At 68.2% G+C, this 25,353-nt stretch carries 22 protein-coding genes and 2 tRNA genes; 10 read left to right on the forward strand and 14 right to left on the reverse strand.

Annotation, left to right across the window (positions count from 1 at the left end; translation table 11 throughout):
- Window positions 1-38 precede the first annotated feature (38 nt).
- The 4 genes from IR212_RS10680 to galU form a co-directional block, all read right to left on the reverse strand.
- Window positions 39-111: transfer RNA gene (locus IR212_RS10680), tRNA-Ala, on the reverse strand.
- A 67-nt stretch (window positions 112-178) separates the two neighbouring features.
- Window positions 179-1,204, reverse strand: a complete 1,026-nt coding sequence (locus tag IR212_RS10685; protein ID WP_194395906.1) for a large exoprotein — start codon at window positions 1,202-1,204, stop codon at window positions 179-181.
- Between the two features lie 120 nt (window positions 1,205-1,324).
- Complete coding sequence (locus IR212_RS10690) at window positions 1,325-1,954, reverse strand: GNAT family N-acetyltransferase (protein WP_194395907.1); 630 nt, start codon at window positions 1,952-1,954, stop codon at window positions 1,325-1,327.
- Between the two features lie 23 nt (window positions 1,955-1,977).
- Complete coding sequence (galU, locus tag IR212_RS10695; protein WP_194395908.1) at window positions 1,978-2,865, reverse strand: UTP--glucose-1-phosphate uridylyltransferase GalU; 888 nt, start codon at window positions 2,863-2,865, stop codon at window positions 1,978-1,980.
- An 81-nt stretch (window positions 2,866-2,946) separates the two neighbouring features.
- Here galU and IR212_RS10700 point away from each other — a divergent pair, with 81 nt between their 5' ends.
- Genes IR212_RS10700 through mscL form a run of 3 tightly spaced genes read left to right on the forward strand, consistent with a single transcriptional unit; the run spans window position 2,947 to window position 4,311 of the window.
- A complete protein-coding gene (locus tag IR212_RS10700; protein ID WP_194395909.1) occupies window positions 2,947-3,543 on the forward strand; it encodes a 5-formyltetrahydrofolate cyclo-ligase in 597 nt (198 codons plus the stop codon).
- Between the two features lie 19 nt (window positions 3,544-3,562).
- Window positions 3,563-3,844, forward strand: coding sequence for an FmdB family zinc ribbon protein (locus IR212_RS10705; RefSeq protein ID WP_194395910.1), 282 nt, complete (start codon window positions 3,563-3,565; stop codon window positions 3,842-3,844).
- 44 nt (window positions 3,845-3,888) lie between these two features.
- Complete coding sequence (gene mscL, locus IR212_RS10710; RefSeq protein ID WP_194395911.1) at window positions 3,889-4,311, forward strand: large conductance mechanosensitive channel protein MscL; 423 nt, start codon at window positions 3,889-3,891, stop codon at window positions 4,309-4,311.
- An 18-nt stretch (window positions 4,312-4,329) separates the two neighbouring features.
- On the opposite strand, the gene IR212_RS10715 is transcribed toward mscL, so the two are convergent.
- Window positions 4,330-4,530 carry a hypothetical protein gene (locus tag IR212_RS10715; protein ID WP_194395912.1) on the reverse strand — a complete coding sequence of 67 codons (201 nt, stop codon included), beginning with the start codon at window positions 4,528-4,530 and terminating at the stop codon, window positions 4,330-4,332.
- Window positions 4,517-8,266 carry an AAA family ATPase gene (locus tag IR212_RS10720; protein ID WP_194398642.1) on the reverse strand — a complete coding sequence of 1,250 codons (3,750 nt, stop codon included), beginning with the start codon at window positions 8,264-8,266 and terminating at the stop codon, window positions 4,517-4,519. The genes IR212_RS10715 and IR212_RS10720 overlap by 14 nt, the downstream gene beginning before the upstream one ends.
- 200 nt (window positions 8,267-8,466) lie before the next feature.
- Here IR212_RS10720 and IR212_RS10725 point away from each other — a divergent pair, with 200 nt between their 5' ends.
- The gene (locus IR212_RS10725; RefSeq protein WP_194395913.1) at window positions 8,467-9,030 is read left to right on the forward strand and encodes a methylated-DNA--[protein]-cysteine S-methyltransferase; all 564 of its coding nucleotides are present in this window, start codon (window positions 8,467-8,469) and stop codon (window positions 9,028-9,030) included.
- Between the two features lie 162 nt (window positions 9,031-9,192).
- Here IR212_RS10725 and IR212_RS10730 read toward each other — a convergent pair whose 3' ends face one another.
- Both IR212_RS10730 and IR212_RS10735 read right to left on the reverse strand, forming a co-directional pair.
- Window positions 9,193-10,806, reverse strand: coding sequence for a solute symporter family protein (locus IR212_RS10730; protein ID WP_194395914.1), 1,614 nt, complete (start codon window positions 10,804-10,806; stop codon window positions 9,193-9,195).
- The gene (locus tag IR212_RS10735) at window positions 10,803-11,159 is read right to left on the reverse strand and encodes a DUF485 domain-containing protein (RefSeq protein WP_194395915.1); all 357 of its coding nucleotides are present in this window, start codon (window positions 11,157-11,159) and stop codon (window positions 10,803-10,805) included. Before IR212_RS10735 ends, IR212_RS10730 begins: the two co-directional genes overlap by 4 nt.
- 167 nt (window positions 11,160-11,326) lie before the next feature.
- On the opposite strand from IR212_RS10735, the gene IR212_RS10740 reads away from it, so the two are divergent.
- Both IR212_RS10740 and IR212_RS10745 read left to right on the forward strand, forming a co-directional pair.
- On the forward strand, window positions 11,327-12,214 hold the full coding sequence (locus IR212_RS10740; protein WP_228479273.1) for a LuxR C-terminal-related transcriptional regulator: 888 nt from the start codon (window positions 11,327-11,329) through the stop codon (window positions 12,212-12,214).
- A gap of 153 nt (window positions 12,215-12,367) precedes the next feature.
- Window positions 12,368-12,724: a histone-like nucleoid-structuring protein Lsr2 gene (locus IR212_RS10745; protein WP_194395917.1), complete on the forward strand. Its 357-nt coding sequence runs from the start codon at window positions 12,368-12,370 to the stop codon at window positions 12,722-12,724.
- A gap of 43 nt (window positions 12,725-12,767) precedes the next feature.
- Here the strand turns inward: IR212_RS10745 and pntB are convergent, their stop codons facing one another.
- Both pntB and IR212_RS10755 read right to left on the reverse strand, forming a co-directional pair.
- Entirely contained in the window at window positions 12,768-14,183 is a 1,416-nt protein-coding gene (pntB, locus tag IR212_RS10750; protein WP_194395918.1) for a Re/Si-specific NAD(P)(+) transhydrogenase subunit beta, read from the reverse strand.
- Window positions 14,180-15,727 (reverse strand): Re/Si-specific NAD(P)(+) transhydrogenase subunit alpha, encoded by a 1,548-nt coding sequence (locus IR212_RS10755; RefSeq protein ID WP_194395919.1) that lies wholly within the window; start codon window positions 15,725-15,727, stop codon window positions 14,180-14,182. The genes pntB and IR212_RS10755 overlap by 4 nt, the downstream gene beginning before the upstream one ends.
- Before the next feature lie 270 nt (window positions 15,728-15,997).
- On the opposite strand from IR212_RS10755, the gene IR212_RS10760 reads away from it, so the two are divergent.
- The gene (locus tag IR212_RS10760) at window positions 15,998-16,279 is read left to right on the forward strand and encodes a Fe-S cluster assembly protein HesB (protein WP_194395920.1); all 282 of its coding nucleotides are present in this window, start codon (window positions 15,998-16,000) and stop codon (window positions 16,277-16,279) included.
- 106 nt (window positions 16,280-16,385) lie between these two features.
- A tRNA-Arg gene (locus IR212_RS10765) sits at window positions 16,386-16,457 on the forward strand.
- 219 nt (window positions 16,458-16,676) lie between these two features.
- Here IR212_RS10765 and IR212_RS10770 read toward each other — a convergent pair.
- The 3 genes from IR212_RS10770 to IR212_RS10780 all read right to left on the reverse strand — a co-directional run bounded on the left by IR212_RS10770 (window position 16,677) and on the right by IR212_RS10780 (window position 21,684).
- The gene (locus IR212_RS10770; RefSeq protein WP_194395921.1) at window positions 16,677-17,807 is read right to left on the reverse strand and encodes a tyrosine-type recombinase/integrase; all 1,131 of its coding nucleotides are present in this window, start codon (window positions 17,805-17,807) and stop codon (window positions 16,677-16,679) included.
- 392 nt (window positions 17,808-18,199) lie between these two features.
- Window positions 18,200-18,607, reverse strand: coding sequence for a (deoxy)nucleoside triphosphate pyrophosphohydrolase (locus IR212_RS10775; protein ID WP_194395922.1), 408 nt, complete (start codon window positions 18,605-18,607; stop codon window positions 18,200-18,202).
- The gene (locus tag IR212_RS10780) at window positions 18,604-21,684 is read right to left on the reverse strand and encodes a DEAD/DEAH box helicase (protein ID WP_420488622.1); all 3,081 of its coding nucleotides are present in this window, start codon (window positions 21,682-21,684) and stop codon (window positions 18,604-18,606) included. The genes IR212_RS10775 and IR212_RS10780 overlap by 4 nt, the downstream gene beginning before the upstream one ends.
- A gap of 144 nt (window positions 21,685-21,828) precedes the next feature.
- Here IR212_RS10780 and IR212_RS10785 point away from each other — a divergent pair, with 144 nt between their 5' ends.
- A complete protein-coding gene (locus IR212_RS10785; RefSeq protein WP_194395924.1) occupies window positions 21,829-22,149 on the forward strand; it encodes a nucleotide pyrophosphohydrolase in 321 nt (106 codons plus the stop codon).
- Window positions 22,136-23,887, forward strand: coding sequence for a DUF2075 domain-containing protein (locus tag IR212_RS10790; protein WP_194395925.1), 1,752 nt, complete (start codon window positions 22,136-22,138; stop codon window positions 23,885-23,887). Before IR212_RS10785 ends, IR212_RS10790 begins: the two co-directional genes overlap by 14 nt.
- A 192-nt stretch (window positions 23,888-24,079) precedes the next feature.
- Here IR212_RS10790 and IR212_RS10795 read toward each other — a convergent pair whose 3' ends face one another.
- Window positions 24,080-25,111 carry an SNIPE associated domain-containing protein gene (locus IR212_RS10795; protein ID WP_228479274.1) on the reverse strand — a complete coding sequence of 344 codons (1,032 nt, stop codon included), beginning with the start codon at window positions 25,109-25,111 and terminating at the stop codon, window positions 24,080-24,082.
- Window positions 25,112-25,353: the final 242 nt, after the last annotated feature.

Consider the following 25,353-nt stretch of genomic DNA (forward strand, 5'->3'; position numbering starts at 1 on the left):
AAGCCGAGAGCCCCCGGCTGCGCCGGGGGTTCGATCGGTGGACCTGAGGGGATTCGAACCCCTGACCTCTTCATTGCGAACGAAGCGCGCTACCAACTGCGCCACAGGCCCGTGAACCTCGAAAACACTATCACGCTTCACCGTCCGCTCCGAACCCGCGGAGCCCTCCGCGACCGGGCTACTGGCCGGCCGCGCGACGGGTCAGCAGCTGCCGCACGTGCGCCTCGATCTCGGCGTCGTCGACATACCCCATACGGCCGTACGCCTCGCCGTCCGAGGCGGCGCGGGCCGTGCGCGCGACCTCGATGGCAGCCGGCTGAGGCGCCGCCGAACGCGCCACCATCGCCTCCTCCAGGGCCGCCTGCCGCAGCGCTGCGCGAGCGGCCTCGGCATCCAGGACGGCGGCGGCGCGCGAGCCGACAGAAGCGGTGAGCGGTCGAGGCAGGTCGCGCGGCTCCCACGCGCGCTGCGCCCGTTCGAGCTCGACGTCCTGCAGCACGGCAGGGCGACGGGGTTCGGCATCCGCCGACCTCGACTCCGCGCGCGCGGCCACCCGAGCGAGGCGCTGCAGCGTGAGCCCGCAGACCGTGGTCACCCCGACGCCTGTCCACAGGAGGGTCTGCGCGCCGACGGTCAGGGTCTCGTACACGCCCCAGACTGCCAGGGCGACGCCTGCCAGACCGATGAGCGTCGCAGCGAGACGGAAGCGGCGCCGGGCACGGGCCCGGCGAGCGTCGGGCAGGGCACGCGCGGCGGCGACCTGCGCACGTGCGGCCGCCGCGGCCGCCTCGCGCTCGGCGCGGGCCTGCTCCAGACGGACGCGGGCGGCCGCCTCCGCGGCCACACGCTCTGCGCGGGTGCGCTCGCGGTCGAGCCGCGCCGCGACCTCTGCGGCCTCGCGCTCCGCGCGGGCACGCTCGAGCTCGACGCGCGCCGACTCGAGCGCCGCCTGCTCGCGTTCGGCGAGGGCGCGCTTGGCCAGCCGCTGCTGCGCCGCGGCCGTGCGCGCGGTGAGCTCGAGTCGCACCTCTTCCGGCGTCTCACTGGTCTCGGCGAGCACGCGCAGCGCCTGATTGAGCCGCACGGCGTTGCGCTCCGCGGCGTCGTACTGGCGCCGGCTGTGCCAGCTCGGCAGCAGATAGATCAGCCACAGGCCGGCCGCCACGAGGACGATGACGCCCCCACCCAGCACCTGCCCATCCATGCTGACCACGGTAAGGGACCGAGTGCCGATGACCGCGGCATCCGGTCGCGTGTCACGCAAGCAGTTTTCGCCGGGTCAGGGTCTGGATCCGCGGACGCGGGCAGCCGGAGGCCGCCGGTGCTACGCGTGCAGGCGGTCGGCGGGCGGGATGCTCGCGGCGTCCTGGGGTGCGCGGCCGGAGACCCACCGCTGCAGCACGCCCTCGGGCACCTCTTCGCGCACCAGGCCGAACGCGTAGTGGTCGCGCCAGTCGCCGTCGATGTGGATGTACCGCCGCCGCAGCCCTTCGTAACGGAAGCCGAGCTTCTCGACGACCCGCAGGCTCGCCTGGTTCTCGGGCCGGATGCAGATCTCCATGCGGTGCAGGCGCAGCTCGGAGAAGCACACGTCGGTCGCCAGCGCCACGGAGGTCGGCGTGATCCCGCGACCTGCGAATCGCTCGCTGACCCAGTAGCCGATCGTCGCGGACGCGAGCGAGCCGCGTGCGATGCCCCACACGTTCAGCTGCCCGGCGACCTCGCCGGCGTACTCCATGACGAACGGAACCCCGGCGCCGTCCCGGTACTGCTGCAGCAGCCGCCGCACGCCCACCCGCATGTCGAACGACACCGGGCCGTCAGGACTCGTGGCCTCCCACGGGCGCAGCCAGCCGCGGTTCGACAGCAGCTCGTTCTGCAGCACCCGGGCGTCGCGCTGGCGGACCAGCCGGATCGCCACCGGCCCGTAGCCGCGGGGAGCCGTCAGATCCATGTGACCCCCTCGTACGGGCGGCGTCAGAGGTTCGCCGCGAAGTCCTTGAACCAGGGACGCAGTGCGGGACCGAGGTCGTCTCGATCGGCCGCGAGCTGCACGATGGCCTTGATGTAGTCCACCCTATCGCCGGTGTCGTACCGGCGGCCACGGAAGACGACGCCGTACACGCCGGGCCCGTCGGGGTCGGCCGCGAGCTCCTGGAGCGCATCGGTGAGCTGGATCTCGCCGCCCTTGCCGGGCTCGGTGCGCTCGAGGATCTCGAACACGCCGGGCGAGAGCACGTACCGCCCGATCACCGCGAGGTTCGACGGGGCGTCCTCGGCCTTCGGCTTCTCGACGAGGCCGCTCACCTTGACGACGCCGTCGCCGTCGGTGGACTCGACGGACGCGACGCCGTACATGTGGATGTGCGCGGGGTCGACCTCCATGAGCGCGATGATCGCTGCCCCGGTGCGCTCGTGCTCGGCGATCATCTTCGTCAGCAGCTCGTCGCGCTCGTCGATGAGGTCGTCGCCGAGCATGACCGCGAACGACGCGTCGCCGACGTGCGCCTTCGCCCGCAGCACCGCGTGGCCCAGCCCCTTCGGCTCGCCCTGCCGGACGAAGTGGATGTCGGCGAGATCACTCGACTCCAGCACGCGGTGCAGGCGGTCGACGTCGCCCTTGTCCTTCAGCTTCTCCTCCAGTTCGGGAACTGAGTCGAAGTGGTTGGAGATGGCGTTCTTGTTGCGCCCGATGATCACGAGGATGTCGTCGATCCCCGCCTGCGCGGCCTCCTCGACGACGTACTGGATCGCCGGCTTGTCGACGACCGGGAGCATCTCCTTCGGCATCGCCTTGGTGGCGGGCAGGAATCGGGTGCCGAGACCGGCGGCCGGGATGACGGCCTTGATCGGAGTGTGGGGCATGCCCCGAGTCTAGGGGGCGAGCCGACACGAGCCCGGCCGCCGGGAGACCCGTTACGATGACCGCCCCGTAGAATCGACGGCATGTCCGACGCGATCGCCGATGCGAAGCGCGCACTGCGCGCCGAACTGCGAGAGCGCCGGCAGCTGCTCTCCGAGCACGCCCGGGAGGCGGCCGAGGCCGGCATCCACGCCCAGCTCGACGCACTCGTCGCCGAACACGGAGCGCGGTCGATCTCCTGCTTCCTGTCGACGATGGCCGAGCCCGGCACCCGGTCCTTCGTGGCGGATGCCGTGGCCCGCGGCATCCGCGTCCTGCTTCCGGTCACCCGCGCCGACGGCCTGCTCGACTGGGCCGTCGCCACGACCGAAGGCGACATCACCGAGGGCATGTACGGACTGCCGGAGCCGGTCGGCGAGCTGCTCGGCCCCATCGCCGTCAACCACGTCGACCTGCTCATCATCCCGGCCGCCGCGGTCGACAGGGCGGGGATGCGGCTCGGCTGGGGGCGCGGCTTCTACGACAAGACGCTCGGCTCGATGGAGCGGTGCCCGCCGGTGTACGCCGTGGTCTACGACACCGAGGTCCTCGACGAGCTTCCCAGCGACGTCCACGACCAGCCGGTCACCGGCGTGGTGACCCCCACACGCACCATCACCCTCGCGCCGACCCGGCGCTGACAGAACCACCGAGAGACACATGCCCACCTACGCCTACGCCTGCAAGCAGTGCGGCCACCGCTTCGACGCCGTGCAGTCCTTCGCCGACCCCACCCTCACCGAGTGCCCCGAGTGCGGGGGGCCGCTGCGCAAGGAGTACGGCTCGATCGGCGTCACGTTCAACGGCTCGGGCTTCTACCGCACCGACTCGCGCGCCGGGGCCAAGACCTCCGCTTCGGATGCCGCGGGTGGCGCGTCGTCGGCGACTGAGACATCATCGAAGTCCGAGGCGAAGGCCTCGCCCGCGTCGTCCGGAGCCTGAGCCTGCGGAGCCCGTCGCGGGAACGACACCCCGGGGGTTTCATCGTGATCAAAGGCTTCAAGGAGTTCATCCTCCGCGGCAACGTCATCGACCTGGCTGTCGCGGTCGTCATCGGCGCTGCGTTCACCGCGATCGTCAACGCGCTCGTCGAGGGCTTCATCAATCCGCTGATCGGCGTCATCTTCCAGGTCGGCGACCTGAGCAGCTGGGTGTTCGAGGTGCCCACGCTCTCCGGCGGCACCTCGACCTTCGCCATCGGCGCCATCATCGGCGCGCTCATCAACTTCCTCGCCGTCGCCGTGATCGTCTACTTCGTGTTCGTCATGCCGATGAACCACTGGAAGGAGAGGCAGGCCGCGAAGGCCGGCGCCGGCCAGCCCGACGCCGAGCCGCTGCCGACCGAGCAGGAGCTCCTGGCGCAGATCCGCGACCTGCTGCAGAGCCAGGGTCCGACCCAGCGCCGCTGACCGGGCCGGCGCGACGCGTCACCAGTGCGGCGGGACGTCCCGACGCAGTCGCTCGTCGTTGGGCCCTGAGGACTTCTCGGATGCCGCGTCCGGCCGGGGCGCGGCATCCGTCTCCTCGTCCGCGGGGACGGGCTCGGCGGTGGAGCCGGGGGCGGGCGTCAGCTTCGCCCGACGTGCGCCGGCGACGCGCTCGATCCGCTGACGCTCATTCGACGACATCGAGCGGCTGGGTCTCGTTGTCGACCCGCGGCGCATCCGGCGGGACGCCGAGCATGGCGGCGATCCGCTGAGCGACGTCGGCCGGATCGCGGTACAGGTCGAAGGAGTGCACGCGCACGTAGTGCCAGCCCAGGCGCCGGAGGATCTGCGGACGCAGCCGCAGCGACTCGCGCAGCGACTCGCCGATCGTCTCGGGGTCGCTCTCGACGACGACCGCCTTTCCGCCGTACTGGGCGACCAGCGGCAGCAGGCCGCGGTAATGCACGTCGACGGACAGCCCGGTGCGCCGCAGCTCGCGGGCCAGGGCGCGGGTGAGCGGATCGGCGAGATCCTCGAGACGGGCTTCCCGCGAGCGGGCGGCCAGTCCGCCCAGGATCGACATGAGCGTGGCGGCGCCGTACTCCAGGCGTCCGTCGTCGAATGCCGACGGGCGGATCGATGACACGATCACCATCGAGCGGCGGGCGCGGGTCATCCCGACGGTGAGCAGCCGCTCGCCGTCGGGAGTCGACAGGTCGCCGAAGTCGCTCAGCACGCGGCCGTGCTTGGTCAGGCCGAATCCCAGGGAGAAGATCACGCGATCGCGGCTCTCGGCGACCGATTCCTCGAGCGTGAGCACCGCGAACGGCTCGGCGGTGTCGCGCGACACGAAGTCCGCGACGTCGGAGCGTCCGGCGAAGGCCGCTTCGACGGCGGCGCGGATGCGCTCGGCGTGCCGCACGCTGGCGGTCACCACCATGAGCGACTCGCTGCCGCGGTTCACGGCATGCTCGACGGCGAGCGTGACCACGCGAGCAACCTCGGCGTCGGGACTCTCGACGGCTCCGGTGACCGGATCGGGCGTGCCGTTGCCCCCCTCGACGTAGTCGACGGCGATGCTCCCCCGGCCGAGGTACGAGCCCGCCCACGGCAGCGAGACGAGCTCGCCGCCGTAGAACGCCTCGTTCACGAGGGCGGCGAGATCCTCCCCGCCCGCGCGGTAGCTGCGGGTGAGCGTCTCGACCGGGAAGAGCTCTGCGAGGCGCTCGAAGACGCTCGCGCGGTCGAAGGGCACGTCCTCCGGCTCGATCGCCTCGACCAGCGGCCCCGCACCGGTGATCGGCGGGGCGCCCGCGGTGGTCTGCCCGGCGTACACCGACGCGACGGCGAACGGCGTGGGGCGCTGGGTGACCGGGTCGCCGAACGCGACGACCTGCCGCGCGCGGCGGAGTGCGGGAGCGGCCTCGGCGAGACAGAGGGCCGCGGCATCCGCGACCACCACGACGTCGAACCCGGCGGCCTCGGGGATCCGCGGGACCTCGTACGGGGAGGCCAGCCAGACCGGCGCGAGCGTCCGCGAGAGCGACGGCGCGACGCTGACGAGCTCGGCGGGCGTGATCGCGCCGCGCTTCAGCGCTCGCTTCAGGGCATCTGCCTCGGCGGCGTGGTCCACGATGCCGATGCGCCATTGCTTGGCGAGGTGCGCGGCGAGGAGGGGGCCGGATGCCGCCGCGTGGGCCTCGTCGACGAGCCGGAAGTCCCGCTCCAGCCGGTCCACGACGGCCGTGTTCGCGCCGAGGACGGCCTTGTCGGTGCGCAGCAGCACCTCCAGCGCCGACTGCCACCAGGCGTACTCGAGCTCAACCGCCACCTGCTCCTCCGGCACGTGGCGCACCGAGAGCTCGAGCAGGAGCGGCTCCAGGCCGAGCGCGGCCAGCTCGGAGCGCAGCGTCGCCCGCTCCTTGAGGTTGTCGAAGACGTCGGACTCTGCGGCAAGGCCGGCGAGCGTGCGGACGAGCTGGGTGACCGGAATGGTCGGGAGCCGGTCGGCGCCCTCGCGGCCGAGGGCCGCGTCGAGCTCGCCCAGCTCGGCGTCGACGCGCTGCCACGCCACCTGCACGTCGCCCAGACCCAGCGGCACCTCCGGGGTGATGCCGGGATCGACGTAGCGCTGCCATTCGGTGCGCTGCTGCTGGATGCGCACCAGCGCCTCGTACATGTCGGGGACGTGCACCCCGGGGCGCAGGTACTCCCGCGAGAGCCGGCGCAGGCGACGCCGGTTGGCGCCGCTCATGTCGGGGGTGTCGCGGCGGGGCGCATGGGCCTTGATCAGCTCGCCCAGCGGCCGCTCGAACACGGTGAGGCTGAACTTGTCGAGGGAGTCGCGGATGCCGCTGAGCAGCCGGAGGTACACGCCCAGCTCGGCGATCGTGTGGAACGGCCGCATGCGCGTCTGGCCGATCATCTCGTAGCCGCGCTCCAGCAGGGTCGGCACATCGCTGCGGTGCAGCTTCCCGGCGAGGGCGTGGGTGGCCCTGGCCTGCTCCACGGTCTCGAAGCTCACGCCGTACCAGGGCGAGTCGTCGGGCCCGAACCGGAACTCGCCGAGTCGCGCTGCCGTGGCCAGCTTCGCCGCGGCGTCGGCTCGCTTGTCCGCGAGGTTCGCCAGCGTTGCCGCGTCGAACCGGGTCTCGGTCGCCGGGGCGACGCCGCGCGCGGCGAGGGCCGCCAGCTCGCGCAGGATCTCCAGGACCGACACGCCGAACGACGGATGCGGCGTGGTCACGGCCGCGCGGTAGTCGCGCAGCACGCCCCGCAGCCGCACGAGGGCGTCGTCGATGTCAGAGACCTTCGGTGCCTGCGCCTTCTCATTGCGGCCGATCGCGCGGATGAGGTCGCGCTGCAGCCGGTCGGGCGAGACGGCGAGCCCGGTGAGTCCGATCCCCGCGAGCCGGTGGCGCACGCCGTCGAGCGTCGACCGTCGGGCGCTCACCACGAGGACGCGCTTGCCGTCGCGGACGAGCGCGCCGACGGCGTTGATCACCGTCTGCGTGCCGCCGGTGCCCGGCAGGGTGTGGACCACGAGCGATTGGCCGTCGGCGATGCGCGCCAGCACGCGCTCCTGCTCGGAGTCGGCGTCCAGGAGCAGGGTGTCGGCGGCGGGAGGACGATCGTCGGGGTTCGTCGGTGCGGGGCCCGCCCGGCGCACGGTGAGCGCCTCGCGGTCGGCGACGTGCCCGGCCAGGGCGTTCAGGACGCGATGGTCGAGGTCGGCGGCATCGGCGGCCATCGCCCCGCCCACATCGGCGAAGGTCGACACGAGCAGGCGCGGCTTCACCGCGTAGCTGTCGATGCCCGCGGTCAGCGCGCGGAGGTGGTCGATCACGGGCTGCGGCTTGAAGACGCCCCCGTCGTACGCGAGCGCGGCGAGGCCGGCCGCGTCGACGGTGATCCCGAAGTGCGTGCGGAGGGCGCGGACGAGCTCGGGGTTGACCGTGATCGAACCGTGCAGCTTGAGCTCGAAGTCGCCGTGGTGGCGCCGGATGGCGAGGGGACGCACGAGCACGGGCGCGCTGCACGCGAGGCCGCCGATCCGCCAGTGGGCGAGGCCGACGGCCAGGCGCACGGCGTCCAGGCCGCGCGTCGTGCGCAGCTCCTGGTCCTTCGCGGTGATCCGCTCCGCCGCGAGGCGCGCGTTGCGCAGGGCCACCTCGTCGCGGAAGAGGTTCGACAGCAGCGTCGAGCGGCCGGTGATGAACTGGGGCAGGCTGCCGGGGTGCGCTTTGGTGATCTCGATCGCCGCGTCGTGCCCGTCGGTGAAGTGCAGGAGGGTGGATCTGCCCCCCAAGGTCGCCGCCTGCAGGCGCAGGCGGTCCCGCTCGGGGTCGGCGACATGGGCGACCGTGACGCCCGGCTCGGCGAGGCCGAGGTCGCCGGGGGTCACGTCATACCCGTGCTCGGCGTCTTCCGCGCCCAGCACGGCGCTCCGTTCTCCTCGCCACACACGGCCACCCTAAGTGCGCGGTTCCCGCGCCACTTGCAATGGATCTGAGTTTCGCGGTATTGGACCGGGACACGTCTGCGGCGGCTCCTCCCCAGGGTTTCGACCGGCGCGGATTGCCCACATTCGGGCGATCGCCTCGCGACCGGGTCCGCGAGCCGAGCCAGGATGAGGACATGACCCCGGCTGACCCCCCGCGCTACCGTGTCCACCCCTCCCCCGTCAGCGACATCCTCATCGTCGCCACCGACGACGGCATCGTCACGCTCCACCCCTTCGACGGTCCGCTGGGAGCTGAGCTCGAGCGTGTGGCGCTGGGGCTGCGAGCGCTTCCGGTCCCCGACGAGGGTCCTGTGCTGGAGGACGCCGCACTCCAGCTCGACGAGTACTTCGAGGGTCGGCGGCGGGAGTTCGACCTCGCGCTCGACTGGCAGCTGGTGCGCGGCTTCACGCGGGCGGCGCTCCAGGCGGTGTGCGACATCCCGTACGGCGAGACGGCCAGCTACGGCGAGGTCGCGATCGCTGCCGGCGTCGCGCGCGCAGCGAGGGCTGTGGGAACGGCGTGTGCGACCACGCCGTTCTCGATCGTGGTCCCTGTCCACCGCGTGGTGCGCGCCGACGGCTCGCTGGGCGAGTACGGCGGGCACCCGGAGGTCAAGCGCTACCTCGTCGAGCTCGAGCAGGGTCTCACGATCGCCGCCGCTCCCGCAGGGGCGGACGATTCCGGCGACGCGGGATGAGGCGACGCCTCGCCGCGCCCGGCACCCCTCCGGCGCGGCGGCACGGGAGCGCAGAACGGCTGCCCGTGCAGCCGAGCCGCTCCCCGGCGGCGGGCGTGTAGGCCGCCCGCACGCCGCGAGGCCCGAGCGGGATCCGCTCGGGCCTCGCGTCACACCGCGCCGTCAGTGATGCGTCGCTTTCTCCGCGCCGAAGCCGGTCAGCGAACGCACCTCCATCTCGGCGGCCTTCTCGCGGCTCTCAGCCGTCCGCGAGGTGACCGAGCCGAGCCAGCCGAGGAAGAATCCGAGCGGGATCGACACGATGCCCGGGTTGTTCAGCGGCCAGATGGGGGTGCCCGTCTTGAAGACGCTGGTCTCGCCGCCCCAGAACACTGGGGACAGGAAGATGAGGATCACGGCGGCGGCCAGGCCGCCGTACATGCTCCATACCGCGCCCCGCGTCGTGAAGCCTCTCCAGAACAGCGAGTACAGAATCGTCGGCAGGTTCGCCGATGCGGCGACCGCGAACGCGAGCGCCACCAGGAACGCCACGTTCTGCCCCTGCACGCCGATGCCGCCGAGGATCGCGAGCACGCCGATGACGATCACCGTGCGACGGGCCACCTTCACCTCGCCGTCCGGAGGAACCTTGCCCTTCTTCACCACGTTGGCGTAGATGTCGTGCGCGAACGACGCCGCGGCGGTGATCGTCAGGCCGGCGACCACCGCGAGGATCGTCGCGAAGGCGACCGCCGAGATGAAGCCGAGCAGGATCGGGCCTCCGAGCTGCAGAGCGAGCAGCGGGGCGGCCGAGTTGACACCGCCCGGTGCGGCGGCGATCTGCTCGGCACCGACCAGCGCACCGGCGCCGTAGCCGAGGACGAGCGTCAGCAGGTAGAACAGGCCGATCAGCCAGATCGCCCAGACGACGGAACGACGTGCCTCCTTGGCCGTCGGCACGGTGTAGAAGCGCATCAGCACGTGCGGCAGCCCCGCGGTGCCGAGCACCAGCGCGATGGCGAGCGAGATGAAGTCCCACGGGTTCGCGCCGTACTGCAGACCCGGTCCGAGGATCGCCTCCCCCTTGGGCGACGCGGCGACCGCGCTCTCCAACAGCGCGTTGAGGCTGAAGCCGTTGATCGCCAGTACCCAGATGGTCATGACCAGCGCGCCGCCGATCAGCAGGAACGCCTTGACGATCTGCACCCACGTCGTGCCCTTCATGCCGCCCACGAGCACGTAGACGATCATGAGCACACCGACGACCGCGACGACGATGGATTGACCGAGCTGCTCGGTGATGCCCAGGAGCAGCGAGACCAGGCCGCCGGCGCCGGCCATCTGGGCCAACAGGTAGAAGAAGCACACCGCCAGGGTGGTGACCGCGGCCGCCATCCGCACCGGACCCTGCTTCAGCCGGAACGACAGCACATCGGCCATCGTGAACTTGCCCGTGTTGCGCATCAGCTCGGCGACGAGCAGCAGCGCCACGAGCCAGGCCACGAGGAAGCCGATGGAGTACAGGAAGCCGTCGTAGCCGTTGATGGCGATCGCGCCGCAGATCCCGAGGAACGACGCCGCCGAGAGGTAGTCGCCCGAGATCGCGAAGCCGTTCTGCGGTCCCGTGAAGGAGCGGCCGGCCGCATAGTAGTCCGCGGCCGTGCGGTTGTTGCGGCTGGCGCGGATGACGATGAACAGCGTCACCGCGACGAACGCGCCGAAGATCGAGATGTTGAGGACGGGGTTGTTCTCCACCGTCTGGACGGCGGCGTGCACGGCGCCGAAGACCTGATTCATGCGCGGGCTCCCTGCTCCTGCCGCTCGAGGTCCTCGCGGATCTCCTCGGCGATCGGGTCGAGCTTGCGGTTCGCGTACCAGACGTAGGTCATGGTGATGGCGAACGTCGTCACGAACTGGCCGAGCCCGAACACCAGCCCGACGGTGATGTCGCCCCACACGCGCTGCGCCATGAATTCCGGCGCGAAGGACGACAGCAGAACGTACGCGAAGTACCAGACGAGGAAGGCGATCGCGAGCGGGAAGACGAACCCCCGCTGGCGCCTCTTCAACTCGACGAACCGCGGCGACTCCTCCACCGCGACGTAGTCGATGCCGCCCGGCGGAGCGGTCTCGGTCGTCGGTTCTGACATGTGGCCTCCTTGCCTCATGATGCGCGCAGCGTCGCGCCTGTTCCGGATCACCGCCCCACGGGGGCGCGGGTGCTGGGTGGTAGGGTCGACGCTACGAAAAACGGCGAGGACGCCGTCACCCCCGGAAGTAGGTAGTCGTGGGCGCGTCTCTTCCACATCGCGCATCCGTGCCCGATCGCTCGCGCACGGGGTTGCGCGGTACGCGCGTCGAGGAGGCCGCCGGCGATGCGACCGCCCTCGACCACGCCGTCGCGGAGCTCGTGCGCCGCACTCGCTTCCCCGTGGCTTTCGGCGGCCTGGCCGTCGGAGATGCGATCCACATCACGTCGATCCACGGAGCACGCACGTCGAGCCTGCAGGGCCTCGTGGTGCAGGCGGAGCGCGGTCTCGGCGGGCGCGCCCTGGTCGAGAAGCGCCCGCGGCTGGCGCTGGACTACGGCACCTCGCGGAGCATCACCCACGACTACGACCGCGCCGTGCTCGGCGAGGGAATCGCCACCCTCTTCGCCGTGCCGGTCATGGTCGGCGACCGCGCGCGGGGCGTGATCTACTGCGGTTCCTGGGCCGAGTCGCCCGTCAGTGATGTCGTCGCCCGCCCCGCCTTCGCCGTCGCCGGGGAGCTCTCCAGCGAACTGCGCATCCGCGAGGAGGTTCAGCGACGCCTCGCCCTGTCACCGGGTCGCACCGAACCGGTCGCCATGCCGGCAGCAACCCGTGAAGGGCTGCGCGAGACCTACGCCGAGCTGCGCAGCATCGCGTCGGTCGTGGACGATCCGCAGCTGCGCGATCGCCTCGCCCGCCTCGAGAAGCGCCTGGCTGCTCTCTCCCACGACGCGACCGAGCCGGCGATCGAGCTCGACGTGCGCCTGTCGCCGCGCGAGGTCGATGTGCTGGCGTGCGCGGCGCTCGGCGCGACGAACGCCGAGATCGCCGACACCCTCGAGCTCAAGGAGGGCACCGTCAAGTCGTACCTGCAGTCGGCGATGGCGAAACTGGACGCCTCCACGCGGCACGCCGCGGTCGTGACGGCGCGGCGCGCCGGACTTCTTCCCTGACGCGACCATCCTCGCGCCCCTTGTCCAGGGTTCGCACCCGAGACCAGCAGAACGGTCCGGAATTGCGGATTGTGACAGGTGAATAGAGCGGCTTATCCACGCAATGCGCTCGCGCGATAGTCGCCGCCCGGAAATGCGCGTATTGTCCTTCCCATGGCCCGCAGAATCGTGCATCAGCTCGTCGACGACATCGACGGGAGTCTTCTGGAAGTCGGCGAAGGCGAGACCGTCCTTTTCTCGCTGGACGGCACCGCATATGAGATCGACCTCACCGACGAGAACGCCGCCGCATTGCGCGGCGCGCTCGAGCGCTATATCAATGCCGCAAGGACCGTCTCCTCGGCGCGCGGCGCGTCCGGCGCGACGTCCGGGGGCGGGCGCAAGCGCCGCCGCAGCGGGCAGCAGGACTACAGCGACGTGCGGGAATGGGCCAAGAAGAACGGCTATCAGGTCTCGGATCGCGGCCGGGTTCCGGCATCCGTCCTCGAAGCGTATGAAGCGGCGCACTGACGCATTCGACACAGCGGAATTCACCGTCTGATCTGCGTCGCTTTCACGACCGAGAAAGCTGCACGAGGATCTCGTCGACTTTCTCTTTCGCGTCGCCGAACAGCATCTGCGCGTTCTCACGATAGAACAGCGGATTCTGCACGCCCGCATAGCCGGATGCCATCGAACGTTTGAAGACGATGACGTTCCCGGCCTCCCAGACCCGGAGCACCGGCATGCCGGCGATCGGGCTGCCCGGGTCTTCTGCGGCGGCGGGGTTCACGGTGTCGTTCGCGCCGATGACGAGCACGACGTCGACCTGCGCGAGGTCGTCGTTGATCTCGTCCATTTCGAGCACGATGTCGTAGGGCACCTTCGCCTCCGCCAGCAGCACGTTCATGTGTCCCGGCAGGCGACCGGCGACGGGGTGGATGCCGAACCGCACGTCGACGCCGCGCTCGCGCAGCCGGTGCACGAGGTCGGCGACGCCGTGCTGCGCCTGCGCGACGGCCATGCCGTAGCCGGGCGTGATGACCACCGACGACGCGCCCGCGAGGAGATCGGCTGCGCTCTCGGCGTCGATCTCGCGGTGATCGCCGTACTCGGTCTCGGGGCCGCTCGGCGCCTCGATGCCGAAGCCGCCGGCGATGACCGACAGGAACGAGCGGTTCATCGCCTTGCACATGATGTAGCTGAGGTACGCACCCGACGAGCCGACGAGCGCACCGGTCACGATGAGCAGGTCGTTGTTGAGCAGGAATCCGGCCGCGGCGGCCGCCCAGCCCGAGTAGCTGTTGAGCATCGAGACGACGACGGGCATGTCGCCGCCGCCGATCGACGCCACGAGGTGCCAGCCCAGAGCCAGCGCGAGTGCAGTGACGGCCACGAGCAGCCACAGTTCCGGTGTGATGACGTACCAGACCGTGAGCACGATGAAGAGGACGAGCGCCCCGACGTTGAGGATGTTCTTGCCCGGGAGCATCAGCGGCTTCGACGAGATGCGCGCCGAGAGCTTCAGGAACGCGACGATCGAGCCGGTGAAGGTCACGCCGCCGATGAAGACGCCGATGAACACCTCGGCGTGATGGATGTCGGCGAGCGCGCCCTCCAGGCCGGTGTCGTACAGCGCGCCGTTCCACCCGACCAGGACGGCCGCGAGGCCGACGAACGAGTGCAGCAGCGCGATGAGCTCCGGCATCCCCGTCATCTCGACGATGCGTGCCCGCCACAGTCCGATGGCGCCTCCGATGAGCACAGCCACGACGAGCAGGACCAGTCCGAGGGTCGCCGCCGGGTCGGCCCACGCGTCGGCGGCGACCGCCCACACCGTCGCGAGGAGGGCGATCGTCATTCCGGCGATGCCGTAGGTGACGCCGCGGCGGCTGGTCTCGTGCTTGCTGAGTCCGGCGAGGCTGAGGATGAACAGCAGGGCGGCGACGATGTAGGCGGCGCCGGAGATCTGGCCGGCGTCGACGGTCATCGGGCCTCACCCTTCTGGAACATCGCGAGCATGCGACGGGTCACGGCGAAGCCGCCGAAGATGTTGATGCTCGCCAGCAGCACGGCCACCGCGGCCAGGATCTGCACGGTGAGATCGGGGACGGTGATCTGCACCATGGCGCCGACGACGATGATGCCCGAGATCGCGTTCGTCACGCTCATGAGCGGCGTGTGCAGGGCGTGCGCCACGTGGCCGATGACGTAGAACCCGACGACGACCGCGAGCGTGAGCACCAGGAAGTGCTGTGGCAGAGGCGGCGGCGCGATCGCGCAGACGGCGAACAGCGCCGCGATCCCCGCGGCGATGAGACCCGTCCGCCGCGCGCGCGACATCGGCGGCTTCGGTGCGACAGCCGGGGTGGCCGCGTCGGTCGTGGCGGCGGGCGCCGCCGACACCTGCACAGGGGGCGGCGGCCACGTGATCGCGCCGTCGCGCACTACCGTGACCCCGCGCTGCACGACGTCATCGAAGTCGAGCACCAGGCGCCCGTCCTTGCCCGGCGTGAGGAGCTTGAGCAGGTTCACGAGGTTCGTCGCGAACAGCTGGGAAGCCTGCTGCGGCAGACGGCCCGGCAGGTCGGTGTAGCCGAGGATCACGACGCCGTTGTCGGTCACCACCCGCTCCCCTGCGACGGAGCCCTCCACGTTTCCGCCCTGCGCGGCGGCCATGTCGACGATGACGCTTCCCGGCTTCATCGACGCGACGTCAGCTGCGGTGATGAGGCGCGGGGCCGGTCGGCCCGGGATGAGCGCCGTCGTGATGATGATGTCGACGTCGGCGGCCTGCTCGGAGTAGATCTCGGCCGCACGCCGGTCGTAGGCCTCGCTGGTCGCCTTGGCGTAGCCGTCCGACGAGGCCTGAGCGGTCTCCTCAGGCACCACGACCGGGAGGTACTCGCCGCCGATCGAGGCCACCTGGTCGGCCACCTCCGGCCGCGGGTCGGTAGCCCGCACGATCGCGCCCAGGCTCGACGCCGCGCCGATCGCCGCGAGTCCCGCGACGCCGGCTCCGGCCACGAGCACCTTGGCCGGCGGCACCTTTCCCGCGGCGGTGACCTGGCCGGTGAAGAAGCGCCCGAACTCGTGCGCCGCCTCGACGACAGCACGGTAGCCCGAGATGTTCGCCATCGAGCTGAGGACGTCCATCGACTGCGCCCGTGAGATGCGGGGGACGGCGTCGAGGGCGATCGCCGTGATGCCTCTCGTCGCGAGCGCCTCGACGAGGTCGGGACGCAGGCCGGGGCTCAGCATGGCCACGAGGGTGGCGCCGTCGGAGAGACGGTCGATCTCCGCGGCGGTCGGCGAATCGACCTTCAGCACGATCGGGGCCGCCCACGCGGCGCGATCGTCGACGATGGTTGCGCCTGCGGCCTCGTACGCGCTGTCGGGGAAGGATGACGCGGCGCCCGCGCCGGCTTCGACGACGACGTCGTAGCCGAGGGCGATGAGCTTCGGGACGGTGGTCGGGGTCGCGGCCACCCGGTTCTCGCCGGGCGCTTCGGCGACGATGCCAATGCGGGTCATGCGTTCCTCTGAATCTGGTGCGACGGGTCTCGCAGGCGCTCTCGCGCTGTCTCGACGCCTCCACCTTTGCAGACGTCGGGGAGGATGCGGCCGTCATCGCGGACCGACACGTCACCAAGAATGAGGGATCTTGCTCATCGCGCAACGAGGTGCCGGGCGGGAAACGTGGGAGAACCCTCCGAAAGGCCGGTGAACGACGCGGTGAGGTTGCATCGCGGGGCCGTTCTCGGCATCGTGGCCGGTTCGGAACCGCCAACGGAAAGGAAGAGCATGCTGACTCTCACCCAGACCGCCGCCGACGCCGTCAAGGAGATCGTGGCCCGCGTGCCGCAGGTCGAGGACGGGGGTGTCCGCATCCGGGACACCGGAGCGACGGGCGCGTTCGAGCTGAGCGTCGCTCCCGATCCTCAGCCGCACGACACGATCGTCGTCACCGACGGCGCGCGCGTCTTCCTCGACGAGAACGCTGCGGCGGCGCTCGACGACCGCGTGCTCGACGCCGAGGTCACCGACGAGGGCGCCCTGCGCTTCGCGCTGACGGCGCGAGCCTGACGGCGTGCGCAGAGCCCCGGCATCCATTCGCGGGGTGCCGGGGCTCTCGCGTGCGAGCCCCTGCCGCAGGATGGCCCGGCCCGGACGCATAGACTGGATGCCGCCAGCCTCTGTAGCTCAATGGAAGAGCAGTTGCGTCCTAAGCAAACGGTTGGGGGTTCGAGTCCCTCCAGGGGCACAGTCTCTTTTTCTCTCTGACCAGGTATTTCTTTCGTGGTCAGACCACTCAGAATGCGTTTTTGGCCGCATTTTGGCCGCATTCTGAAAATCTCGAGACCGCTCGGAGGGCGCCGACAAGCCCCCTCAGCGCGCTCCGTTGGACGTTGCGGAACGACGAAATGGAGCGTTTCGGGCGTCTCGAGCCTCGTCGAAAAACTGAGCAATCTGCTCTCTGCGACTACTGCGGTCGGGCGTAGCGGGTCTGCGGACCCGCGGGCAGCGCCACGAGCGGCATCGCGTCGTTGAGGCGCGATGCGACGGCATCCAGGTCGTCGTCGAAGAGGTCCGCGTAGGTGTCGAGCGTCATGGCCGCCGACGCGTGCCCCAGCATCCGCTGCACGGCCTTCACGTTGGCGCCGGAGCTGATCGCGAGCGATGCGGCGGTGTGGCGGAGGTCGTGAGGCGTCAGCCGCGGGATCGATGGGTCCACAGCCTGCGCGCGGCGGACCGCGTTCGCAAACCATCCCTGTGCGCCTGAGTTGCGCATGTGGTTGACACCGTCGCCGAAGAGCAGTCCTTCCGGGCCCTTGCCGGCGCAAGCCTGTTCAATCATCGGAGCGAGGCGCTCCGGGTAGGGGACCGAGCGCTTCTCGTGCGTCTTCGGCGTGCCGACGTGGATCTCGTAGGCGATCATCACCGCGTTCTCCTCGATCACGAAGCGTCGACGCAGCCGATTCACACTCCGCACGCGCAGCCCGGTCGCCTCACCCCAGCGCAGGCCGGTGTATGCCAAGGTCAGGACCATTGTCGGATACGCCGAACATGCCGCCAACGTCGCCACCTGGTCGTGCGAGAGATAGACGCGGCGCTTGCCTGGTCCGCTCCGAGGGAGATTGCGGATGTGTCGCGCCGGATTGTTCGCAAGGCGACGATCATCGATCGCGACATCGAGGATGCCTGCAAGGACTCCCAGCGCGCGAAGAACGACGGTGCGCGACTTCTGCGTCGCGAGCACTGACACCCAGTCCTGAACTTCAGACCGCCGGATCGACCAGATCTCCCTGTCTGCCCAGACTGGAGCGACGTGGTTCTTCCACGCCCGCTCGAGCGTCATGTAGTACGAGGGCTTCGACATCGGCGGCTGCTTCGACCGGAGCCAGCTGTCGGCGAACATCCGGACCGGCACCCGTGACGCTACGGGATCGATGTACTCGCCCTTCGACTTGGACACGGTGACCATGGACAGGTAGAGCTTCGCCTCGCGCATCGTCGTGAAGCCGCGTTTCTGCGTTTCGGTGCTATCAGGCTTGCGGTAGCGCACCCGGTAGCGGCGGCCCTTCGCCGTTTCGTACGGGGTGATGGTGCCCATCTCTCGACCTCCGCTCATGCTGGCTCGACGGTCAGTATCGGGCCAGTGTCGGACACTAGAGACGCCTCGTCAACGCGGCCGATCACAGATGTGGACAGATGGCGGAAGATGTCGTCAACTGGCGTTGGGGAGGTGCGCCTCCCTCCGACGCCGGGAGTCTAGCGATCGGTCGCGCCTCCGTTCTCGTCGCTCACTCCTTGCAGACTCCGCGCTGGCGCGCGTCGCTTAGCAGCCGTTCGACGACGAGCACTACGCCGCGCCCGATCGCTGGGGCGGCATATGTGTCGAAGGCGGACAACTCGTCGTGTGCGCGTGAGCGGCGTGCGCCCTGCAGTCCAGTGCCATCCGTTCACACCGCGCGGCCACCGTTGGGCGCACATGGAGCCCCGGGTCTAGAGGGTAGCTCGTCGTTCCACTGCTCTCCGTACTGCGGGCAGGGCCAGCTGGTCTGAGGGCAGCCACGCGACATCGCCAAGATGGCCCGGCAGCAACCAGCAGAGCTGGTCGTGGTCTTCCCCAGCGGTGGGTTCACCGGTGACGACTGTGGCAAGGAAGAGCCGGAGGACATGTTCGTCGCTGATACGCCATGGCGAGGCGGCGTCTCTAACCTCGTCCATCACGTTGATGGTCGAGTTGAGCTCTTCCTTGAGCTCCCGTGCGAGGGCCTCTGCGAGATTCTCGCCTTCTTCGACCTTACCGCCCGGAAACTCCCACCGGCCGGCGAGTTCTGCGGGTCGAGTCCGTCGTGCCGCCAGCACCAGCCCATCGCGTACGATCACCGCACCGACGACAACGCTCATTGGGCCGCCACCGACGCTCTTTGAAAGAAGTCCGAAGGCATGGGCTGATCGAGTCGCCAGGTAATCGCGATTGGCCGCTCGCCCACATGATGCGCGATCTTCGCGGTGCCGAGAAGGAGGTAGGGCACGGTCCCGAATTCGTTGGTCTTCTCTTCACGAACGAAGAGTAGGACGTCACTCGACCCGGAAAGATACCGCCGCCCAGTCGTGGACCGGATCGTCGTTGTTGACTGGCTCTCCCAGTGAAAGAGATCTTGGCTGATCGGATAGTCGCGGTACATGGTGCTTGGCGAGAACCCTGCAGACGACTTCTTGAGCGTGATGAAGAGGGCATCTACGTTCTCGTCTCTTACGAACAGCACGCCCTGTTGGAACGAGTTCGGCCTCCGACCGAGGGTTGCGTAACCGAGCGCGGCGAGCGCCTCTTCCCGCTGGTATCGAGCATGTATTTGGAGCGGCATCCACGAGAGTCTGCCGGCCATCGCGGTCGGAATGTGTCGCGCGGAGCTGAAGCCGAGCTCAATGACCTCGGCGAGTTCCTCACGCACTGCTCGTTCGGCCTCGAGGGAGCGCAACCCGTCTTCGACGGAGGAGAATCCGCCGCCATTGGGCCACAGCGAAAAGAAAAGCATGGAGGCGAACAGACGGCTTCGTGCGGACAGGTCCGCGTACTCCGGCGAACCGTCGGCCAGTAGATGCCGATACTCTCGCGCGCGCTCGCTGTCGTCCACGTGGACCAACGCGCGAACGCGCTTCAGCAGGTGCGTTTCGCGCTCCGTCCCGCCCGATGTTCGAAGCCCAGCATCTCTTCGGAGCCTGGTCCATGAACGGCCCCGCTTCCCCTTCTTAAGCACGTCAGCGAGGTCGACCCCTGCCTGGCTCAGGAACTCCTCCAGCGTCGTGTCGCCATACGAGCGCAGCTCAGCAGCGAGCTGATGCCATTGATTGGCCACCTGCTCCTTCAAGTTCTCGAGAATCAAATGCTGCGACTGCCGGTCGAGCACGATCTGCGACCCGGACGGCAGGAAAGGGAAGCCGTGTTCGACCTGGCGGGCCACAGCTTGGCGCGTCAGCCCGGTCAGCGCACGCAGCTTCATGTCCCAACGAAACTGCTTGCTCTGATGACCGACGAAATCCAGGGCCGTAAGCACGGCCTTGTCGGCGGTGCGGCGCAGGCCACGCCCCAACTGCTGCAGGAAGACTGTGGCGCTCTCGGTGGGACGCAGGAAGAGCACCGTGTCCACGTCGGGCAAGTCGAGCCCCTCGTTGAACAACTCCGCCGAGAAGAGGACGTTCACTTCCCGGTTGCGGAGTAGGCGAAGAGCCTCGTCGCGCGGCGCTTGCGTCCGCCCGTCACCGCTAATCATGAGGGCGGGGATTCCGGCTTCGTTGAACACTCGCGCCATGTACTCCGCGTGTGAGACGTCAACGCAGAAGCCCAGCGCGCGCATGCCGAGCGGATCGATCACTTTGTCGACGACCTCGTTGACGACGATCCGCGCACGGGCATCGTTTCCCGTGAAGAGGTTCGAAAGCTGTGTGGCGTCATAACCGCCGCGCACCCACGCGATCCTCGACAAGTCGGTGCCGTCGGCGATGGCGAAGTAGTGGAAGGGCGACAGGAGCTCCTGGCCGAGCGCGTCCCACAGCCGCAGCTCCGCTGCCACGCGTCCGTCGAAGTACGCCAGAATGTCGTTGCCGTCGGCGCGTTCCGGGGTCGCGGTGAGGCCGAGTAGCTCTTTCGGCTCTAAGTGGTCCAGGAGCTTCCGGTACGTCGCCGCGCTGGCGTGATGGAACTCGTCGATCACGATGACATCAAAGGCCTCGGCAGGGATGTTCTCTACCCCATATGAGGTGAGCGACTGAACGCTTGCGAAGACATGTTCCCACCGCTCTGGCCGGCTACGCGCGACGTAACTCTCACCGAAGCTCGCGTCGCCCAATACCTCGCGGTAGGTACGAGTAGCCTGCGTGAGGATCTCTTTTCGGTGGGCAACAAATAGCAATGAGCGCTTCGAGCCGCCGAGTCGCTGGTAGTCGAATGCCGCCAGGACCGTTTTGCCGGTACCCGTCGCCGCAACGACGAGGTTTCGGTGGCGGCCATGCACCTCGCGCTCCGCAGCCAATGCTTCGAGCATCTCCAATTGATACGGATACGGGCGCACCTCCAGACCCGATAGGGACACTGTCATCCGGTCGTTACGCCGCGTCCCGGAGGCCTCGGCAAGCGCATCGTCGAGTCGATCCCCATCGTGATCGGGGTCGTACACCTCGTAGCTGGCGTCGTTCCAGTAGGTATCGAACGTGGCTTGGAACTTCTCGAGGAGCGACGGCGTGCCCACACCCGACAGCCGGACGTTCCACTCCACTCCATCGAGCAGCGCTGCCTTCGAGAGATTCGACGAGCCCACATATGCAGTGTTGAACCCGCTGCGGCGCTGGAAGAGCCACGCCTTCGCATGCAGACGGGTGCGCATCGAGTCGTACTGCACTCTGACCTGCGCACCGAACTCACGCGCCAAGCGATCGATAGCGGCGCGCTCGGTAGCACCCATATAGGTGGTCGTGATTATCCGGAAGGGGGCACCCCGGCGACGAAGCCGAGCGAGTTCCGCCTCCAAGAGCCTGACCCCGTGCCATTTCACGAACGCGCACAGGAGATCGACCTGGTCTGCGGTGTCGATCTCCGCCTTCAGCTCGGCGTTCAGGTTGGGTTCGCCCCGGGTGTTCGTAAGTAGCGCTGCCTCACTGAGCGGCGTAGTCGGCCGAACGTTGTCATACGTCGAGATTCCCGGACCAGCGGGAGGCGCGAGTCGCTGGAGCTGACGTGCCGGTGCCACCACAAAGTCGGGAGACGCGGCGATGTCTGCTAACAGACGGTTCACGAGCTCGAGGCGTTCACTCTCACCTGAAATGGAGGAAAGCTGCCGAACGGCTTCCTCGTAGACCAGGCGTGCGAGTACGTGTGGTTGATCCGCTTCGTCGACAGCTTCAATAGTCGGCAGCAGCCCACCCTGCGAGTGGAGGCGTCCCTGCAGGCCCGAAGTGACGAGCGTCTCATATAGCCCAGCCTGCAGATCCGGCAACCCCGCCATCCTGCTCCCTCCCACCAACCCTGCTCGCTCTGCTCCATACGGTAGCGGAGCGGAGGGTTGTCACCGGGGCGACTACAACTAGCCATCCGGCGAAGTCTCCGCCGCCGTCCTGATACGGTCGCAATCGTGACGAGTGAGCGGGTTCAGAAGGCGCTGGAGGAGTTTGTTCGAGAACGCGACTGGGCCCAGTTCCACACTCCGGCGAACCTCGCAAAAAGCATCGCGATCGAGGCTGGAGAGCTCCTTGAGTGCTTCCAGTGGAGCGACGATGCAGACGAGGCGCTGGTGCGAGCCGAGCTTGCTGACGTGGTGACCTATTGCACGCTGCTCGCCGCGCGGCTCGGGGTCGACCTTGACGACATCGTGCTCGCGAAACTTGTCGCGACTGGAGAGAAGTACCCGGCCGATCGGGCCCGGGGACGGAGCACCAAGTATGACGCCCTTTGAGATCGAGCGCCTGAACTTCACGACAGGCGCGATTTCGGGCTGGGTGGCTGGCGACGAGCGCCGAAGAAACTGGCCAGTGGTCTATGTTCTCGATGGTGCCGACTCGGCTCGTGCCGGGGCTGTCTACGTCGGTGAGACGGTCAACGCCGCTGCGCGCATGCGCCAGCATCTCGCCAACCCGGCCAAGAACGCATTCCGGCGCGTGCGCGTCGTCATCGACGACACCTTCAACAAGTCGGCGTGCCTCGATCTGGAGTCTCATCTGATCCGCTGGCTCGCGGGCGACGGACAGTTCACGGTGATGAATGGCAACGAGGGCATCATCGATGCTCGGTACTACGAACGCGACCTCTACCGAGAGAGCTTCCGCGACATCTTCGAAAAGCTGCGGTCAGAAGGAGTCTTCCAGCGCAGCATCCCTGAGATCGAGAACAGCGACCTCTTCAAACTGTCGCCGTTCAAAGTGCTTACGCCGGAACAAGCGATCGCCGTCGAGGACATTGTGGAAGGGCTCCTGGCCGACCTCAAGAGCGGCGCGTCTTCCGCGAGCGTGATCGAAGGGCAGCCTGGCACTGGTAAGACCATCGTCGCGATCTTTCTGATGAAGCTCCTCGCGGACATCCGCGACCACGCTGATGCAGAAGAAGTCGAACCGGACTCGATGTTCGCCGATTTCTTCGTCCCCGGGAATCGCGAAGTGCTCGCGGGCCTTCGGATCGGTTTCGTCGTGCCTCAGCAGTCCTTGCGCGAATCCATCAAGCGTGTGTTCAAGAAGACACCAAAGGTCACGGAGGCACAGATCCTGACGCCCTTCGACGTGGGGGCATCAGATCAACCATGGGACCTGCTGATTGTCGACGAAACTCATCGCCTGAACCAACGCGCGAACCAGTCGTCGGGCGTCAACAACAAGCGATTCATCACAATCAACGAAAAGCTCTTTGGCGCTGACGACCCATCGAAGACGCAGCTGGACTGGATACGCGCTCAGAGTCGGCACCAGATCTATCTGCTAGATCTCGAGCAGACCGTACGACCGGCTGATCTGCCTCAGAGTGTCCTCCGCACACTCGTAGACCAGGCAAGGTCGACGCATCGCCGGTATCCGCTGTCTACCCAGATGCGCGTGCGCGCGGGCGCCGACTATGTGCAATTCGTTCGGGACGTGCTGCGGGGAGAGTCCAACGCGACCGCCCGCCCCGACCTCGGTGACTATGACCTGAGATTCTTCGACGACCTCGGGGCGATGCGACGCGAGATTTTCAAGCGCAACGACGAGCATGGCCTCGCCCGCCTGGTCGCCGGCTACGCATGGGAGTGGAAGAGCAACCGCGATAAGCAAGCGTTCGATATCGAGCTCGATGGCGTGCGCCTTCGCTGGAACAGCCAAGCCAAAGATTGGATCAATAGTCCGGCATCCATTCACGAGGTCGGGTCTATTCACACGGTTCAGGGCTACGACCTCAATTACGCAGGCGTCATCATCGGCAACGACCTCCGCTACGACGCCCGATCCCGGCGGCTCTACATCGACCGCGCGTCGTATCGGGACGCCAAGGGCAAAGAGAACAACAAGCAACGCGGGATCGTCTACTCCGATGACGACCTACTGGAGTTCATCCGCAACATCTACGGAGTCCTCCTGACGAGGGGCATTCGCGGCACATACGTCTACGTGTGTGATCCGGCGCTACGCGCGTACATAAGGAACCGTATTGGGCGGCGCGTCAGCCGCTAGTCCGCTCGGCGTGCCGAGGGGCACGTCACCTGTGCTGGCTCATGGGGAAACGCGCCGCGAGGCGCGCACGGGTCAGTTCGTGCTTCAAGGAAGCCGTGCGCTCCGGATACCGAAACCAACGCGTTCGTGCGAGGGACCAATACGAGTCGGGCGGTCGCAACGCACGTTTCGCGATTCCTGTGTCGCGCAGGACTAGTTGCGGGGTTCCGGTACGGGCCAGAGTCCGACCGACTGCCGGTACTCGGTGGCTTCGCCAACCTCGTTGAACTCGAGAATGTTGCCCACCTTTTCGATGAGGACGTCGCGCACCTCGGCGGGTGTGGCGAAGAAGAACTCCTTTCGCGCGTTGGCACGGTTAAGGGCGCGGTCCGCGAAGTGATGATGCAGCTCAGATTCGAGGGTCACGGCGTCTTCCGAGAAGAAGAGGGCGTGCGTATCGAATCTGAACGGCACAGAAGCCCCACCGAGCTCGACGATGCGATCACGCGGCTCGAGGCGTCGCGTCAGGCCGATCTTCACCACGTTGGCGCCGAAAGCCCCCTCGTTCGAGATCACGTAGACATAACCAGCCCGAATGTTCGCTGCCCGGAAGTCGTTTTGCGCGATCGCATCATCGACCGCTGCGAGCCGTGCGCGCAGGGCGTCGTCGACCTGCCCCTGCTGCTCCAAGACTGACAAGGTGTTGAGGAGGTGTGCGCGTTCCTTGTCGAGGCGTGCTCGCTCCTCCGCGAGTTCGCGTTCGACCTTCTTCTCCTCACGGAGGCGAGCTCGCTCCTCACGTTCTGCCTCGCGCTCTTCCTGCTTCTTCATCAACCAGTCGGCGGTTAGCTCAATCTCCTCCACGCGCAGGTCATGAAACTCATCGCTGATCTTCATTTCCATCAGTGCGCCGAGCTTCGCGATCGCCGTCCGCGATGCCTCAAGTCGACGTTTGGCGGTCACCACATTCCCGACCCGAAGCGTTCGGATCGAGTTGTCAGCCTCAGCGTTGTAAGCCCGGAGCATGAGCTTGGCCAGGTCGTCGGTCATCCGGCGCCCCTGGGCGAGAGAGTTGTTGAAGGTGAACAACTCAGACTTCACGATCGCTCGACCCGCCTTTACAGCGTCGGCAATCCGCGACTCGAGTGCGGCAAGCGATTCTTGGTACGCCGCTGCCGTTTCAAGCGGGTGGTGGTATCGGTAGATCCCCACGTCCTGCAGCACTCGCGCGTCGCTCAACTCCACAACGTCGCCTGCACGTGCCTCCGCCAGCTGTGCGCGAAGTGAGGCGTTCTCGGCTTCAAGAAACGCTAGCCGTCCCATCTCCGGACTTGGGGCCGGCGCCGCGTCTCTCGGACTCGAATCTGCCGGATGATCGTCCGTCGGCGCAACTTCCGCTGCAGTGGGCGGGTCGTCCGTCAGCCACAACTGCCATCCGGCTGGCGGCTCGGGCCATGACGGGTCGGGGGTCCAGCCTGCTGGCGGGA

This window comes from Microbacterium atlanticum (genome assembly GCF_015277815.1).
Classification (GTDB): domain Bacteria; phylum Actinomycetota; class Actinomycetes; order Actinomycetales; family Microbacteriaceae; genus Microbacterium; species Microbacterium atlanticum.

Coding starts and splice junctions, on each gene's coding strand:
- IR212_RS10685 (WP_194395906.1), bottom strand. CDS start 1,204: ATGGATGGGCAGGTGCTGGGTGGGGGCGTCATCGTCCTCGTGGCGGCC.
- IR212_RS10690 (WP_194395907.1), bottom strand. CDS start 1,954: ATGGATCTGACGGCTCCCCGCGGCTACGGGCCGGTGGCGATCCGGCTG.
- galU (WP_194395908.1), bottom strand. CDS start 2,865: ATGCCCCACACTCCGATCAAGGCCGTCATCCCGGCCGCCGGTCTCGGC.
- IR212_RS10700 (WP_194395909.1), top strand. CDS start 2,947: ATGTCCGACGCGATCGCCGATGCGAAGCGCGCACTGCGCGCCGAACTG.
- IR212_RS10705 (WP_194395910.1), top strand. CDS start 3,563: ATGCCCACCTACGCCTACGCCTGCAAGCAGTGCGGCCACCGCTTCGAC.
- IR212_RS10715 (WP_194395912.1), bottom strand. CDS start 4,530: ATGTCGTCGAATGAGCGTCAGCGGATCGAGCGCGTCGCCGGCGCACGT.
- IR212_RS10725 (WP_194395913.1), top strand. CDS start 8,467: ATGACCCCGGCTGACCCCCCGCGCTACCGTGTCCACCCCTCCCCCGTC.
- IR212_RS10730 (WP_194395914.1), bottom strand. CDS start 10,806: ATGAATCAGGTCTTCGGCGCCGTGCACGCCGCCGTCCAGACGGTGGAG.
- IR212_RS10735 (WP_194395915.1), bottom strand. CDS start 11,159: ATGTCAGAACCGACGACCGAGACCGCTCCGCCGGGCGGCATCGACTAC.
- IR212_RS10745 (WP_194395917.1), top strand. CDS start 12,368: ATGGCCCGCAGAATCGTGCATCAGCTCGTCGACGACATCGACGGGAGT.
- pntB (WP_194395918.1), bottom strand. CDS start 14,183: ATGACCGTCGACGCCGGCCAGATCTCCGGCGCCGCCTACATCGTCGCC.
- IR212_RS10755 (WP_194395919.1), bottom strand. CDS start 15,727: ATGACCCGCATTGGCATCGTCGCCGAAGCGCCCGGCGAGAACCGGGTG.
- IR212_RS10760 (WP_194395920.1), top strand. CDS start 15,998: ATGCTGACTCTCACCCAGACCGCCGCCGACGCCGTCAAGGAGATCGTG.
- IR212_RS10770 (WP_194395921.1), bottom strand. CDS start 17,807: ATGGGCACCATCACCCCGTACGAAACGGCGAAGGGCCGCCGCTACCGG.
- IR212_RS10775 (WP_194395922.1), bottom strand. CDS start 18,607: ATGAGCGTTGTCGTCGGTGCGGTGATCGTACGCGATGGGCTGGTGCTG.
- IR212_RS10790 (WP_194395925.1), top strand. CDS start 22,136: ATGACGCCCTTTGAGATCGAGCGCCTGAACTTCACGACAGGCGCGATT.